Source organism: Protofrankia sp. Cj3 (assembly GCF_917627355.1).
Classification (GTDB): Bacteria; Actinomycetota; Actinomycetes; order Frankiales; family Frankiaceae; genus Protofrankia.
Genome location: NZ_CAKJTR010000122.1, coordinates 1 through 15,384, shown reverse-complemented (window position 1 = coordinate 15,384; position 15,384 = coordinate 1). Strand labels below are relative to the sequence as shown.

The 15,384-nt window shown below is 67.7% G+C and carries 12 protein-coding genes and 1 pseudogene; 7 read left to right on the top strand and 6 right to left on the bottom strand.

What is annotated here, in order from left to right; genetic code table 11:
• Nucleotides 1-456 precede the first annotated feature (456 nt).
• A complete protein-coding gene (locus MJ783_RS16090) occupies nucleotides 457-3,675 on the top strand; it encodes an adenylate/guanylate cyclase domain-containing protein (RefSeq protein WP_239311263.1) in 3,219 nt (1,072 codons plus the stop codon).
• A gap of 30 nt (nucleotides 3,676-3,705) precedes the next feature.
• Here MJ783_RS16090 and MJ783_RS16085 read toward each other — a convergent pair whose 3' ends face one another.
• Entirely contained in the window at nucleotides 3,706-3,993 is a 288-nt protein-coding gene (locus tag MJ783_RS16085; protein WP_239311262.1) for a hypothetical protein, read from the bottom strand.
• 398 nt (nucleotides 3,994-4,391) lie between these two features.
• On the opposite strand from MJ783_RS16085, the gene MJ783_RS16080 reads away from it, so the two are divergent.
• Nucleotides 4,392-4,613 (top strand): hypothetical protein, encoded by a 222-nt coding sequence (locus MJ783_RS16080; RefSeq protein WP_239311261.1) that lies wholly within the window; start codon nucleotides 4,392-4,394, stop codon nucleotides 4,611-4,613.
• Nucleotides 4,614-4,678: 65 nt separating this feature from the next.
• Here the strand turns inward: MJ783_RS16080 and MJ783_RS16075 are convergent, their stop codons facing one another.
• Nucleotides 4,679-5,059 carry an STAS domain-containing protein gene (locus MJ783_RS16075; RefSeq protein WP_239311260.1) on the bottom strand — a complete coding sequence of 127 codons (381 nt, stop codon included), beginning with the start codon at nucleotides 5,057-5,059 and terminating at the stop codon, nucleotides 4,679-4,681.
• A gap of 341 nt (nucleotides 5,060-5,400) precedes the next feature.
• Nucleotides 5,401-7,089: a glucose-6-phosphate isomerase gene (pgi, locus tag MJ783_RS16070; protein WP_239311259.1), complete on the bottom strand. Its 1,689-nt coding sequence runs from the start codon at nucleotides 7,087-7,089 to the stop codon at nucleotides 5,401-5,403.
• 417 nt (nucleotides 7,090-7,506) lie between these two features.
• Between pgi and MJ783_RS16065 the strand changes: the two genes are divergently transcribed.
• Complete coding sequence (locus MJ783_RS16065) at nucleotides 7,507-9,894, top strand: protein kinase (RefSeq protein ID WP_239311258.1); 2,388 nt, start codon at nucleotides 7,507-7,509, stop codon at nucleotides 9,892-9,894.
• Nucleotides 9,895-10,082: 188 nt separating this feature from the next.
• On the top strand, nucleotides 10,083-10,235 hold the full coding sequence (locus MJ783_RS16060) for a hypothetical protein (protein ID WP_239311257.1): 153 nt from the start codon (nucleotides 10,083-10,085) through the stop codon (nucleotides 10,233-10,235).
• Between the two features lie 14 nt (nucleotides 10,236-10,249).
• Here the strand turns inward: MJ783_RS16060 and MJ783_RS16055 are convergent, their stop codons facing one another.
• From MJ783_RS16055 to MJ783_RS16045, 3 genes are read right to left on the bottom strand one after another with little or no spacing between them, the layout of a single operon-like run.
• On the bottom strand, nucleotides 10,250-11,206 hold the full coding sequence (locus tag MJ783_RS16055; RefSeq protein ID WP_239311256.1) for a bifunctional lytic transglycosylase/C40 family peptidase: 957 nt from the start codon (nucleotides 11,204-11,206) through the stop codon (nucleotides 10,250-10,252).
• Between the two features lie 45 nt (nucleotides 11,207-11,251).
• Nucleotides 11,252-11,878 (bottom strand): hypothetical protein, encoded by a 627-nt coding sequence (locus MJ783_RS16050; protein ID WP_239311255.1) that lies wholly within the window; start codon nucleotides 11,876-11,878, stop codon nucleotides 11,252-11,254.
• A 50-nt stretch (nucleotides 11,879-11,928) separates the two neighbouring features.
• Complete coding sequence (locus MJ783_RS16045; protein ID WP_239311254.1) at nucleotides 11,929-12,147, bottom strand: helix-turn-helix domain-containing protein; 219 nt, start codon at nucleotides 12,145-12,147, stop codon at nucleotides 11,929-11,931.
• A gap of 200 nt (nucleotides 12,148-12,347) precedes the next feature.
• On the opposite strand from MJ783_RS16045, the gene MJ783_RS16040 reads away from it, so the two are divergent.
• From MJ783_RS16040 to MJ783_RS16030, 3 genes and pseudogenes are all read left to right on the top strand, one after another.
• Nucleotides 12,348-14,513: a hypothetical protein gene (locus tag MJ783_RS16040; RefSeq protein ID WP_239311253.1), complete on the top strand. Its 2,166-nt coding sequence runs from the start codon at nucleotides 12,348-12,350 to the stop codon at nucleotides 14,511-14,513.
• Complete coding sequence (locus MJ783_RS16035; protein WP_239311252.1) at nucleotides 14,510-14,926, top strand: DUF6112 family protein; 417 nt, start codon at nucleotides 14,510-14,512, stop codon at nucleotides 14,924-14,926. The genes MJ783_RS16040 and MJ783_RS16035 overlap by 4 nt, the downstream gene beginning before the upstream one ends.
• 99 nt (nucleotides 14,927-15,025) lie before the next feature.
• Nucleotides 15,026-15,384 (top strand): annotated as a pseudogene (locus MJ783_RS16030) (hypothetical protein); the annotation flags it as partial.

Here is a 15,384-nt window from a genome sequence, read left to right as displayed (position 1 = left end):
CTTAGGTAGGACCGCCAAAGCACGGAGCGACTTGGTCCGCGAGCAGCGGGTTTGGGGCGTATCTGATGGATCTTCGATCGTGCGGATCAATGCCCAGAAGGTGTCCTGCCCCGTTGTCGTCGGTCCGGATAGAACACCGCTATCCGGACCTCCTCCGCCTTGCAGGCCACCTTCTGGATCATCGCCCACCTCGACCAACATCCATCAGACACGCCCCAGGCCACTGGAACGAAAACGGGCAGTCGATGGTGGCAACCGATACTTTTGCCTGATCATCCACCTGGACGCTCGCCTGCCAGGCAGCCAAACAAGATCAATTAATTCACCAGAACCCGTCACCGGGGGAGTCGAGGCAGCCACCCCGCCCGCCACTGTGGGACAGATCACGATCATCTGAAACGACTGACACCGACATCGGCGTCCCGTCTGGCATCGCCGCGGCCTACGATCCGGCACATGGTCGCCTGCCCGACATGCGGAAAGGCCAACCCAGAGGAAGCACGCTTCTGCTTCTCCTGCGGTACTCCGCTGCCCACGTTCGGGATCGGCGCTCGCAAGACTGTAACGATCATGTTCTGCGACGTCACCGGTTATACCGCCATCGGTGAACAGCTCGACTCCGAACCGCTACAGCAGGTGATGTGGCGCTTCTTCAGCGCCGCCCGCGAAGTGATCTCGGCCCACGGAGGCAGTGTCGAGAAGTTCATCGGGGACGCGGTGTTCGCTGTTTTCGGTATCCCGATCCTGCATGAGGACGATGCGCTGCGCGCCGCCCGCGCCGCCCTCGAGATCCGCGCCAGCATGGCCACGCTCAACGCCGATCTCCAGCGGGACTGGGGATTTCGGTTCCGGATCCGCATCGGCATCAACACGGGCGAGGTCACCGTCGGCGGGCCTGGTACCGGTGGCGGCGTGACCGGCGATGCCGTCAATGTCGCTTCCCGCCTGGAGGAGGCCGCCGACCCCGACGAGATCCTCATCGCTGAGGCAACCCTGCGGATGATTCGCTCGGATGTGCGCAGCGAACCGGTCGGCCCCCTGGTGGTCCAGGGCAAGAAGGCCCCCCTGCGGGCCCACCGCCTGATCGGTCTGGCGCACCCCGGCGTCGGCCCCGGCGCGCGGTTCGCCCCGGACGGCTTTGCCGCACCAGTGATCGGCCGGGACCGGGAACGCCGCCGCCTCGATGACGCCCTCGAACAGGTGATCGAAGAACGTACCTGCCACCTGTTTACCCTGCTCGGCCCCGCCGGCATCGGAAAATCCCGCATGGTCGGGGAGTTCTGCGAGGCGATGGCTCCGCGGGCGACGGTGCTCACCGGGCGCTGTCTGTCCTACGGCGAAGGCATCACGTACTGGCCGCTGATGGAAATGGTCCGCCAGGCGACCGGCATGTCCGCCGACGAGAGCGCGCCCGAGGGCCGGCGTCGCCTGCGCGAGCTGCTGGATGGCGTCGACAACGTCATCGGCGACGCCGCCGCCGTGGTGGACGGGTTGGCACCGCTGGTCGGTCTCGGGGGTGCTGAAGTTGGCGCGCAGGAGAGCTTCTGGGCGGTCCGCACCTTTCTGGCCGCGCTCGCCGAGAAACGTCCGCTGATCGTCTGGTTCGATGACGTCCACTGGGCTGAGCCGACCCTGCTGGACCTGATCGAGCATGTCGCCGACTGGTCCCGGGAGGCACCGATCCTGCTGCTGTGCCTGTCCCGGCCGGAGCTGCTGGAGGAGCGCCGGAGCTGGGGCGGCGGCAAACTCAACGCCACGTCGATGCTGTTGCAGCCGCTGAGCGAGGAACGCTGCCAGCGGCTGATCCGCACGTTGATGGGGTCCAACGACCTCGACCCCGCGCTGGTTTCCAGAATCACCGAGTCAGCCGCGGGGAACCCGCTGTTCGTCGAACAGACGCTCGCGGCCCTGGTCGACGACGGGTTGTTGCGCCGGGAGGGCGACCGGTGGATCGCGACCGGCAACCTTGGCTCGGTCCAGGTCCCACCCACGATCTCCGCGCTGCTCGCGGCCCGTCTCGACCGGCTCAACATGCACGAGCGACGGGTGCTGGAACGTGCCGCCGTTGTCGGTCAGCGGTTCTACCTCGACGCGGTGGTCGAGCTGTCCGCCCCGGCGGACCGGGCCGGCGTGGCCGCGCACTGCCAGGCGCTGGTACGCAAGGAACTGGTTCATGCCGACCGGTCGGACCTGCCCGGTGTGGAGGCCTTCCGGTTCCTGCACGTCCTGCTGCGCGACTGCGCCTACCAGGCGACATCGAAGCGCCAGCGCGCCGAGCTGCACCAAGGCTTCGCCGCCTGGTTGCAGGCCAGGATGATGGGGCGCCCTGGTGAGCATGATGAGCTGGTCGGGTATCACCTGGAACAGGCCTACCGGTACCGGGTCGAGCTCGGGCTGCGCGACACCGAGACCGCGGAGCTCGGGCACCGCGCCGCGGCCTGCCTGATCGAAGCCGCTGACCGGGTCCGCCAGGGCGACGAGACAGGCGCGGCCGGGCTGCTCAAACGAGCGATCACACTCCTTCCCGTCACCGATCCGCTGCGCATCCGTGCCGAGATCGACCTTGGCTGGGCGCTGCACTCGTTCGGCCGGTTCAGCGACGCCGAACGCATGCTGCGCCAAGCCACGGACCGGGCCACCCGGATCGGCGACACCGGCCTGCGGGCGCACGCGCGGCTCGCCCACCTTCGGCTCATGTTCGCGACGAGCCCGGAGGGGCTGGTCGCTGAGACCCTGGGTGAGGCGACCCGAGCACTACCGATCTTCATCCAGAACGGGGACGAGGTCGGTGCCGCGCTCGCCTGCCGCAGCCAGGCCGCCGCTCACATGGCGGCTGGCCGCTATGCCCTGGCCGAGCGGGCCATGCAGGCCGCCGTCCGCCACGCCGAGGAGTCCGGCGTACTTCGCGATGCCCAGACCATGCGCCGTGACCTCGTCCATCTGCTGAGCCTTGCCCCTCGCCCGGTCGGCGAGTCGGTCGACCGGGCCACGCGGGCGCTGGCCGGTGTTGGGGACGACCGCGGCCTGCGCCGTTCCCTGCTCGCCCAGCTGGCCGTGCTGTTCACGATGGCGGGAGACCTCGATGCCGCCATGGACCATCTGGCCCGGGCTGAAGAGATCGTCTGGGACGTCCGGAGCCCCCGCGGAGATCCGCTCTACGGGGGCTTCGTTGTTGCCCGTATCGCCCTACTGACCGACGACCTCGACACGGCCGAACACGAGCTGCGGCGCAGCTGCCGCCGGCTGGCCCGGATGGGTGAACGCGCGCACCTGGCCACGCGTGCCGCGGCCCTCGCCGACGTCTTGCTCAAGCTCGAACGCCTCGACGAGGCAGCCACCTACGTGTCCCGCTCCCGCGACGCCGCTGCCGGCGACCAGGTCCCCGCGCAGGCTGGCTGGTGCGGGGTGCACGCGAAGGTGCTCGCGATGCGCGGACGTGAGGTCGAGGCCGTCCGGTTCGCCGAGGCCGCGTGCGATCTCGCCGGCAGGACCGACGACTGGGACGGGCAGGCGCAGGCATGGCTGGCCTATGCCGAGGTGCTCCACCGGACCGGCCAGGGCGACACGGCCGGCCCGAAGATCGACACGGCGATCGCGTGCTACGAGAAGAAGGGCAACATCGCCGGGGCTGCCCAGGCCCGCCGGTTGTTCGAGGAGTTCTCGGTCCCCGCGTGACGGTCTTTGCGAGACGGTCTTTGCGAGACGCTACGGCGAGTTGAGCAGACCGCGGGCGCAGGCTTCTTCCTGGAGCTGGTGGAGCTCCTCTGCCCACAATCGGAAACGCTCCATAGCGTCGAGCTCACGGGCCAGCGCCCGGGCGAGACGGGGGACGGTGAGGCGCTCGAGGGGAGTGCGCAGCCAGGGACGGTCGGCGATCTCCTCCTCGCTGACCCGCACATAGGCCGCCCGGTACAGAACGATCTCGGCTTGCGAGATCTCAAGCTGTTCGAGCAGCATCCGCATCCGCGCCCGCAACTGGGACTCGGTCGGCACGGCGCGCCCGACGGGCCACGGACCGCGGTAGGGACCACGCAGCGGCGGGCCTTCCGGCGGTCGGCCGCCTGAGCCCGCCGGTTGCGCAACGGCAGGCCTCGACATACCAGACATGGTGACAGGAGACGAATTCGGCCGGGTGCCCGGCTTGCTGCCGGACGCCCGCCGTGAGCCAGGAGGCTTCCTCAGCGCATCCCGGACACCCGAAAAAACTTGATCACATTCGTGTCGGCCACACCTGTGCCGGCCACGCGCCGGCCGATCGCGGCGCTCACCCTGGACGGACGAAGCCGTCGCCAAAAGGTGAATTTCCCACGACCGTGGGTAACAGGAGTGTGGAGGCACAGAGAGATCACGGGAAAACTTTCCGTGTTTTCGGGCGAGCCGCGGAGGACGCGATGGCCGGATCCATAACAATTGTGCTGGGATTCCCACTGGTACTCATGATCGGCATGCTGGCTATGCATCGGGTGGAACAAATGATCGAAAAAGTACGCCGGCCCCGGCTCCAGCTGGTCCCCGACCTCGACGACGAGTCTCCCGGCGACATCGAGGATGGCGGACCACCGCCTGTGCGGCTGCTACGGTTGATCGTGTCGCGCCAGTCCGCGCATCCGTGAGCCCGCGCATCCGTGAGCCCGCATGCCGTCCGTGCGCATCCCCGGGCGCCCAGCGGGACGGGCGGTCAGTGCGCCCGACCGCCAGCGGCGGCGGAGGCCGGCGCGCCCGATCGCCGTGACCCGGCATCAACCCGCAGGCGACCGGTCAGACCGGTCGAACGCAGCAACGCCATGAACGCCGGGGAGGCCCCCCGCACCCGAAGACTGGAGTGGACTCCTCGCAACAGCAGTTCGGCCCGCAGCAACGCCGCCATTCCAGCGATGTCGACGGCATGCAGGCCGTCGACATCCACCGTCACGTCCGTGCCGCCGCGGCCCAGCAGTTCATGGATCTCCTGGCGGAACCTCAGCCGGCCGCGGGTATCGAGTTCGCCATCGAGCACGATGAGCACATCGCACCCCGAATGGGTCACCGACATCCGCAGATGACCGGCCTCGACCTGCATGTTTCCGCCCCCCGGTACTCCCGCCGGCACATGTCGTCGGCACCTGTCGTCGTTCCGCGCCGCTTGGCCGCGGCCCCGCACCCCGGCCGGTTGGCGGCGAGGCGACACCTCCTGGCTCATGTCGTCCTGGCGGTCCGGCAGGCCTCCCGAACCGGAACCGCCCACAGGGTGCTCTCTCCCCGAGCTACGGGATACGTACACCCCATGCAGCGATACTACCGAGGGTAACCAAGATCCCGGATTTCACCGACGAAAAGCAAGAGATGTGCCGCGCATTAATGTCGAATAACACGAATTACCAGCGTACCGGCACGCTCGACGATTCAGACAATACGGCCAAATCAGAACTCGCGCTCCGATGACTCGTTCGCGGCACGGAACCGGCGGATGAGACTGTTGGTGGAGCTGTCGTGCGCCAGCTCCACCGGCCCGTCCGCTGACAGTTCCGGAATGATCCGCGCCGCGAGCGCCTTGCCGAGCTCCACACCCCACTGGTCGAAACTGTTGATATTCCAGATCGCACCCTGAGTGAAGACCTTGTGTTCGTAGAGAGCGATCAGCTGACCGAGCCGGAACGGGGTCAGCCGGTCAGCGAGAATCGTGTTGGTGGGCCGATTTCCCGGAAATGTCCGATGCGGGATGATTTCATGGTCCACGCGTTCGGCGGCGACCTGCTCGGCCGTCCTGCCGAACGCCAGTGCCTCGGTCTGGGCGAAGAAGTTCGCCATCAGCAGTACATGGTGGTCCACACCACCCGCACGCACGTCGTGGCTGGCGGTGAGAAAACCGATGAAATCGGCGGGGACCAGCGCGGTTCCCTGGTGGATGAGCTGGAAGTAGGCATGCTGCCCGTTGGTACCGGGGGTCCCCCACACGACCGGGCCGGTGGGGACAGGCACCGTTCGCCCAGCCCGGTCCACCGACTTGCCGTTGCTCTCCATGTCCAACTGCTGGAGATAGGCGGGAAAACGCCCGAGATAGTGGCTGTAGGGCAGCACCGCATGGGTCTGCGCACCGAAGAAGTCCCGGTACCACAGGCCGAGCAGACCGAGCAGCACCGGTAGGTTCCGCTCGAACGGGGCGGTACGGAAGTGCACGTCCATCGCGTGGAACCCGGCGAGCATGTCCCGGAAGTTGTCCGGCCCGATCGCCAGCATCAGGGACAGGCCGATCGCCGAGTCGAGCGAGTAACGTCCGCCCACCCAGTCCCAGAATTCGAACATGTTGGCACTGTCGATACCGAACTCGGTCACCTTCTCCGTGTTCGTCGAGACTGCCACGAAATGGAACGGAACCGCGTCCGGGCCGAGCGCGTCGACCAGCCAGGCCCGCGCGGCGCGGGCGTTCGCGAGCGTCTCCAGGGTGGTGAAGGTCTTCGACGACACGATGAACAGCGTCTCGGCCGGGTCGAGATCAGCTGTCGCTTCCCAGATGTCGGTACCATCCACATTCGATACGAAACGGAACTGTATCGAGCGGTCGGAGTAATCCGTTAGTGCTTCGTACGCCATGGCCGGCCCGAGGTCCGAACCTCCGATCCCGATATTGACAACGGTCCGGATATGCTTCTCGGTGACGCCGGTCCAGACACCGGAACGGACCTTGTCAGCGAACACCGACATCCGCTCGAGCACGGCATGCACCTGGGGAACGACATTCACACCGTCCACGTCGACGACGGCGTCCGCGGGGGCGCGCAGCGCAACATGAAGAACAGCCCTGCGCTCAGTTGTGTTGATCTTCTGGCCGGTGAACATCGCCTCGATCTGCGCACGCAGCCGCGCGCGCTCGGCCAAAGCCACCAACAATTCCAGTGTCTGGTCGGTTACCCGGTTCTTCGAGTAGTCGAGGTACAGGCCGTCGGCTGCCACGGCGAGTCTCTCGCCCCGGTTCGGGTCATTAGCAAAAAGGTTACGCAGATGGATGTCGGCGAGCTCGGCGAAGTGCTTGTCGAGAGCTGTCCATTCCGGCGTTCCCATGATGGGAGAGGCGTGCTGGACGGCATCGATGGACGGCTCGATAGGCGACATGATTTTTCGGGACCTCCCAGTCCGATGGCCGCGGGCGCGTCGGCGACATGTTCACGATCCTGCATGCCCCACGCGAGGTCCACGCCACCGCGTCACCGACCAGGTCACCGCGCGCGTCACCGGATGAGCCGCGGCGCCGGCTCGCCAGCGGGACAGCGGATGCCCGTCGCGCCGGACGTACAAAACGATTACACACAGCTCCAGGATGGATCCGAAAAGTCATCAACGAGATGCTGTTATGATCTATATCACTGATCTACCAGAGTCACCCATGACCACCCGGAGATGAGCATGTGGCGACAGCCGTACACTCACGACTGAATTCATGGCTGACGGGGATGTCGGTCGTCGGCGTGACCCCCGCCGGGCACGGTCGCGGCGAATGCCGTCCATACGGTGGCGAACGGAAACTGGCCTTTGTTGATCGATCGCTCGCTGGTGCAGACCGCGCTCCCCGGCTACCAGGTCGAAGGGGAACTCGGCCGTGGTGGCTATGGGCTTGTGCTCGGCGGCCGACATCGTTTGATCGGTCGGAATGTCGCGATCAAAGTCCTGCTCGACACCGCCGGTGACGTGAACCTGCGCGCCCGTTTCCTCGCCGAGGCACGAGTACTGGCCGAACTCGACCATCCGCATATCGTGCGCATCCACGACTACATCGAGCATCAGGGCACCTGTCTGTTCGTCATGGAGCTGCTCCCCGGCGGCACGCTGCGCCAGCGGTTGGCGGCCGGCCCGATGTCACCCGAGGCCACCTGCGCGCTGGGTCTTGCCGCAGCGGGCGCGCTGGATGCCGCGCACGCCCACAACGTCCTGCACCGCGACATCAAGCCTGACAACATGATGTTCGCTTCGGACGGGCTGCTCAAAGTCACCGACTTCGGCGTGGCAAAGATTTTCGAAGGTACCGAGACGACGGCGAGCGGGGTTCTCGGGACTCCTCGCTACATGGCTCCCGAACAGATCACCGGTGGTCGTCTGTATGTCTCGACCGATCTCTACGCGCTCGGCGGGGTGCTCTACGAGCTACTGGCCCGCCGGCCGCTTTTCGGCCGGGCCCTGTCCGTAGGCGCGCTGGTCAACCATCACCTCAATGTGAATCCACCACCGTTGACCGACGTGCCCGAGCCGATCAGTAGAGTGATCATGAAAACGCTGGTCAAGGACCCAGCCGCCCGCTTCCCGAGTGCCACCCAGTTCGCACTCGAACTCGCCCAGGCCGCCGCAAGCACGTTCGGCCCGGACTGGCTCGCCCAGTCAGGTATCGGGGTTCGCCTCGACGACGAGGTACGGCACGCGGCACAGCGCCAGCTGGCCCGGCCGGGCTCGGCCGGCCCGCGGCCGCCGGCGGCATCCGGGTCCGCGCCGAGCGGTCCGCGCGGATGGTCTCCGGACGCTGACCCCTGGGTGCCGCCGGCGACGGACACTCCGCCGACCAGGCTCGCCCCGGAGCAGTTCCCGCCGCGCGGCCAGGGAGCCGGACCGGCTCAGCAACCGCTGGCACAACCTGCCTCAGGATGGTGGCAGGCGAACCCGTTCGTCCCGCCGGCCGGCCGGGGTTTCACTCCGGCCGGGACGCCTGCTCCGGCCTGGCCGGCCCAACCGCAACCAGTGTCCGGCTACCCACCACCGTGGCAGCAACAACGCCCTGCGCAGCCGTCCCAGCCGTCCCAGCCGTCCCGCCGGGCCTGGCTCATCGCCGGTGTCGCGGGCATCGTGATACTCGCGCTGGTCTTCGGCGTCGCGCTGATGACCGCCGAGAACCATCATCGCGATCAAGCCACGCCGTCCGCGACCTACTCCCCTGGTGTGGCCTATGCCGGCCCGGCGGTGACGCTGTCGGGGCTGGACGCCTATGACGTCACCATCGACCGGGCTGGTGCGCTCTACATCACCGACTGGACCAGTCACCAAATCCACAAAATCGGCAAGGACGGGACCGTCACGACCGTCGCCGGCACTGGGACCAGCGGCTTCACCTCGGACGGCGGTCCCGCGAACCAGGCACAGCTCGACAGCCCAGCCGCAACGGTGCTGGACTCGTCGGGAAACATCTATATCAGCGACTCAAGCAACCAGCGCATTCGGAAGATCGATACAAACGGGATCATCACTACGATCGCGGGTACCGGGACGGCCGGCTTCACCGGGGATGGCGGCCCGGCGTCCGCCGCGCAGCTGAACGAACCGAATGGGCTGGCCCTCGCGGCCGACGGCACCCTCTACGTCGCCGACTACGGTAACCAGCGCATCCGGCGGATCAGCCCGAGCGGCGTTATCACGACCGTGGCCGGTGTCGGTACCAAGGGCTTTTCCGGGGACGGCGGGCCTGCCACAGCAGCCGAGTTCGACAACCCGAACGGGCTGGCGATCGCCGCCGACGGCACCCTCTACGTGGCGGATCTCGGCAACGAGCGCGTCCGGAAGATCGACCCGCATGGGACCATCAGCACGGTGGCCGGTAACGGCGCCTACGGCTATGACGGGGACGGCGGCCCCGCGACCGCGGCGAAACTGCGCATCCCAAGCGTCGCGGTCAGTCCTGACGGCATCCTCTACATCGCTGATTACGGCAACCAGCGCGTCCGGCGGGTGACCTCCGACGGTATGATCACCACCGTTGCCGGCAACGGAACCGAAGGCTACGCCGGGGACGGCGGCGCAGCCACCCGGGCACAGCTGTCAAGCCCGACCGGCACCGCTGTCGACGGCGCGGGCAACCTCTACATCGCCGACGACAAGAACGACCGGATCCGCCGGGTCGACTCGAACGGTGTCATCACGACCGTGGCCAGGGCGAAATAAACCCTGACGAAACAGACCAAACCGATAAACCAGCCATCGAGGGCTCCCGACGGTCCGGACAGAAGAGACCACGCGTATTCAGCTGGTTACGCAAACGAGTTATCAGCATGTCGGAACACCGTGGGTAGCGGCAGGCTCCGGTCATCGTGGACGGCGCCCGTCCACCCGTCTTCCCCGCGAGGTCTGGCATGAAGAAGCTCGCACCGGTGTGCGCAATCGCGTTTGTGATCTTCTATGTTGCGAACACACCTACTGACGCGGCCAGTCTGGTCCAGTCGACGGTCTGTCTGCTCGGGAACATCGCGGACGGAATCTCGCACTTCGTCACCGCCGTCGCATGAGAAGCCCCGCACACTCACGGACCGGCGAGCGGACGTGTCACCGCCACGATCGACGTCCAGTCCGACAGGTCCGATTCGACGACTCCCCAGCGAGCGCCCTTCGCCGCGATCACCCGGCCGTCACCGACGTACATCCCGACATGGCCAGGTGCCACGGGCGTACCGTCGGCGCCCGGGATGAACAGCAGGTCGCCGGGCTGGGGATCAACCCCGGACACCGACGGACCAGCCCGCATCTGGTCAACGGTCACCCGCGGGATCGACACCCCGATCTGCGCGTACGCCGCCTGCACGAGCGACGAGCAGTCCCAGGCGTCCGGCCCAGTCGCGCCCCACACGTACGCCTTGCCGAGCTGGGAGCGCATGAATGCCACCACCGGAGCGACGGCGGTGGCCGACACCGGCGCCCCGGTGGCGACGGCGTCACCGTAGACCTGCGCCAACGCGAGGATGGTTCGTACGTAGTTGCGGGTTTCCGGGTAAGGCGGAAGACCAGCGTAGGCCAGCACGGAGCCGGGCCCCGCGTTGTAGGCCGCGAGCATGTTCTCCTGCGAATCGCCAGGCACGGACGCCACGGACGCGGCCACCTCGCAGTCATAACGGGCCGCGGCCGGGATGGCGTCAGCTGGATTCCACACATCCCCATGGCCATGGATCGCCCAGGTCCCGGGCATGAACTGGGCGATCCCCATCGCGCCCACGCCGGACTGAGCGGTCGGGTTGAAGCCGGACTCCTGATGCAGCTGAGCTGCCAGGACGGCCGGGGTGACCTCGTCGCAGCCGGCGTTGTTCGCCGCTTCGGTGATCATGGGCAGGTACTCGGGCGGGATGCCATCCCCGTTGGTGATGACCCGGCTCCGCCCAGATCCGTTGTTCCCGATGAACGGCCCAGCGATGATCACAACAATCGCCACGACCACGAAGACAAACGCGATGACGGTGCCCGTGAGACCGACGCCTGTCCAGATCATCCACCGCCGCCGGCTACGTGCCCGGTCCGCTCCCGACACCATCGTTTACCGGCCCGGCGCATCGCCGTAGGAGTTTGCGAGATCCGCTCCGGCCACCAGCCAGGTGCCGTCGGGCTGGCGCAACAACGTCAGCAGCGGGTTCGACACGGTCTCCACCCGGTCACCGGTGTGGTCACTCACAGTCGTGCGACGCACGTTCAGCAACAACACCACCCGGCCGGTGGCCTTGGTGTCGACACCGCCGAACGAGGATGTGGCCAATACCACGACCCTGGACCGGGTGCCGGCCGCCTGCAGGTCGAACCAGGCCCGGTCCGCTCCCGACGCGGCGCCTTCACCCAGGCCGTCCCCGCCGAGCTGGGCGAAGAAGTCCGGGGTCATACAGTTGCGGGCGCGCGCCAAGCCCGCGTTCGGCCCGCTGTCGGCCCGCGCGTCAAAGGACTGCCAGCGAACGAAACAGTCCGCGGCCACGCTTGCGGGATCATAGGTATCCAGCGGAGTGGGGGCCGGTGGTGAGGCAGTGGCGAGAGGAGGGCCGGGCGGTATGTTCGCGGCCGGTGGCGGCCCGGTCACGGGTGGGCCGGTGGTGGCTCGCGTCGCAACGTCACGGATCGCCGAACAGGCCGACATAACACCACCCAGCAGCACCAGCGCGGTCACAATCACGATCATCCTGGACGCCTGCCGGGACAGCGTCGACTCGACGCGCGAACCGGGAGACATCACTCCCGGCCGTCCAGCCAGTCCCGGACCCGGCCGCGGCGGACACGCCACTGGTGACCTATCTTGCGGGCCGGGATCTCCCGTTCAGACAGGAGCTTCAGCACCGTACTCTCCGAGAGCCGCAACCACGCGACAAGCTCGTCGACCGTCAGCACGTCATCGTCCGCGGGATCCCTGCCTGCCGCGAACGCCGCCACCGGGACGCCTTCCTGTGCCACGCGACGACCCCCTTCCCGAGCACATCGTCGCTGGCGCCGGAAGTTACACCCATGCAAGCCACCGTGACGAGTCCTGAAGGGGGCTTGTCATACTTGAACTGCTCGTGTTACATCGATCCGTTCAAAGCAGAAACCAACCAACCACAAGTAGCGGTAATGGGCATCAAGCAGCCGGAGACTACCACGGAGGTCGACAGCGCGTGACCGATGTGTCGCAGGGGCCGTATGATGAGGACGGTGACGCACGTCCCGTCTCGTTGATCGGCGCCCGGATACCCGCGTCGACCCCACGTCCAGCCTCGACGACCCGTGGCACGCCCCCCACCGAGCCGATCCCGACGCCCCGATCCGCAACCGCGGCTGGCGCCGGCTCTGGTGCGGACACGGCGAACGGCCGGATGGCCGGGCGTCGACGTCGCCGCTTCCGCGGCGGCCCGACCGACGACAGCCCCGCTTCGGTCGACGATCCCCGCCAAGCCGAGACATTCCTGCTACAGGACGAGACAGCTCAGACACAAAAAGCCACAGAGCCCACACCTGCCGAAGTGATCGATGCCCCTGGCGGGATCGGGCCCGCGATCCCTGAACAGACAGCGGACCGTGAGCGGGCAGCGCCACAGGCGGAACCGACGGCGGTCCCGCCTGTGGCGCTGCCCCCGCCCACTACCGTGACGCCGACAGCCCCCACGGTAGTGGCCCGACCATCCGCCGAGCCGAACTCGTCACCCCCTCCAGCGGACCCGGATGCCGCCGAAGGCCTGCCCACGGCCGTGCGTCGGGGCAGCCAGCGGCGACGTGAGCGTGATTTCTCCGCGGCACCGGAGGCCCGGATCCCCGGGCCGTTGAGCGGGCGCCGCGGGCGCGACAAGCCGCGGAGGCCGAACGGGACCACGACCGACGCCCAGGCACTGGCGATGGAGACCGCCGGATCCGGCGCGGCGGAATCCGACGAGCCCATCGGGCCGCCCGGTCAACACGTGGACGAGGCCGCGGGCCCGCTGGCTGCCCCGGCTGGGCAGAAGCCCTCAACAGGATCGACAGCGGAGCAAACGCGTCTTCCCGCGGTGCCCGCACCCCGGGCCAGCCAGGAGCTGTGGCCGTGGCAGGAACCATGGGCAGACGCCAGCGCCCTGGAACCGTGGGAGGAGATTCCAGTCCGCGAGTCCCTCACGGACCGGGCCGCCGCGCCGTTGGCGGGCTCCCGGCGGGTGGCGATCGCATCACTGACCGGCGGCTCGGGCCGTACCACCGTCACAGCGATGATCGGTCTGACTCTCGCGGGCATCCGCGGTGAGCCCGTGCTCGCCGTAGATCTCTGCGACGATCTGGAACACACAGCGACCCCGATGGGCCTCGCCCCGGACAGCACATCCGGGATGTCGCTCGCGGACCGTGTCGGCGCATACCCATCGGCCACTGTCAGTGATCTCGTCGCGGACGCCATCTCCTACCGGGCCCGTCGGGGTGGAGCGACTCGGCCGGTCAGCGAACTGCGCTGGCTGATCAATGGTGGCGCCGACGGAACCTACCTGAGCGGGGACGCCGCGGGTCTGGACGTCCTGCCTGCCTGCCGGCCAAGCGAACCGGCAGCGCCGGCAGCTCCCCGGTCAGGCAAAGCACGTGTTACCACCTCAGCGCCGACCGACCAGGTCGCGGCACCCCCGCCCGCGCTGGTGCCAGCTGGGATGCCCGGCCCGCTCACCCCCCAGGTACTCGCCTCAGCCTTCGCCACGCTGGGAGTCGCGTACCCGCTGGTGCTCGTCGACACCCCACTCGACTGGAACTCGCCGCTGGCTTCGATCACACTCGGCGATGCCAGAGTCATCGTCCTGGTCGTACCAGCACTTCCCGGTGATCTCACCGAAGCCGCGGCCTCGTTGCGTGCCTCAGGCGGTCTGCGGGCAGGCCACGGCGGCCCGCCTCCAGCGGTGATCGTCGCAGCCGTATCGGTCCGCCGGGGGCGATGGTCACCGCAGACCCGGTCGGCCGCGGCCAAACTAGCTCGACGGGTGGATGCGATAGTCCGTATCCCTTATGACGCGCGGCTGGACGACACTGTGACAGACGTAGCTCCCGCCCGTCCGGGAAACGGCCCCAGCCGTAGGGACAACGCTGGCCGGGGACAGCGCAACAGCGTGCCGATTCCGTTCTTCCGGCTGCGGTGGCGCAGCCGGCGGGCCTTCCTCCGACTGGCCGCGACCGTTGTCGACGCCTGCCGTGACCAGGATGACATCGGCGTCGACAACGATGAGATCGGCGACACAGCCACCGCGGCAACTTCCGTCACGCATGATCGGATTGCAGCTCCAGGCGTATCATCCGACGATCTGCGCGCCGACCTGGCCCCAGGAAGGGAACAGCAATGATCGTCCAAGCCACGACCGCGCAGGTAAGGGTCATCCTGGCTCAGGTTCAGATCAAGCCTGACGACTCCAAAGCGCCGGGGATCAACGCGCTCAAGGATCTCGTCAACGGTCTCGCCGCCTACGCCGTGATCGCGGCCGTCGCCGCAGTACTCCTCGGTGGCATAGCCTGGGCACTCGGCGAACGGATGGGCCTCGACCGTGCCTCGGCAATCGGCAAGGGTGGCGTACTCGCCGGCTTCGGGCTCGCCTTCCTCGTCGGGGCCGCTGCCGCCGTCGTCAACTTCTTCCTCGCGACTGGAGCGACCGCGTCGTCCGGCACCCCCGACCAGCCCAAAGCGCTGGACAGGCCGGCTGCTGTGCGAATGCTCGACCCTGGGGACCACAACCAGGCGCCCTCGCCATGGCCGTTCTGACCGGTTCTTGGCATCCCGACCGGCTGATATTGGGATAATGGGTCGACTGTCGTCGCCAGAGCAGTCACGTCCAAAGCCGTCACGCCGAAGGAGGGGACGTTGGTCAACCAGGATGGTTGGGCCACACGCCGTCTCGCTGGCCTCTTGGCGGCCACCGGTGTGGTGACGATGATCGCTGGTGTTCTCCTCGGCCGCTACGCCTTTCCCGCGCCGGACGCGACTGCCACCCAGCCGCGAGGGGCCGAACCTGTGGGACGCATGCAGCCGAGTGCCGAGGCCTCCAGCACCGTCGTGGCCAGACCCAGCGAGGGGAGCGGCACCGGGACCAGCCCGCCCCAGGCCCCGACACAGACCGGGCGTCAACTGCCGGGCATGCCGACTCGCATCAACGAGTTCGGGATTCCAGTCGGCTACCCCCACACCGAAGCCGGAGCCATAAGCGCCTGCGGTAATTACGT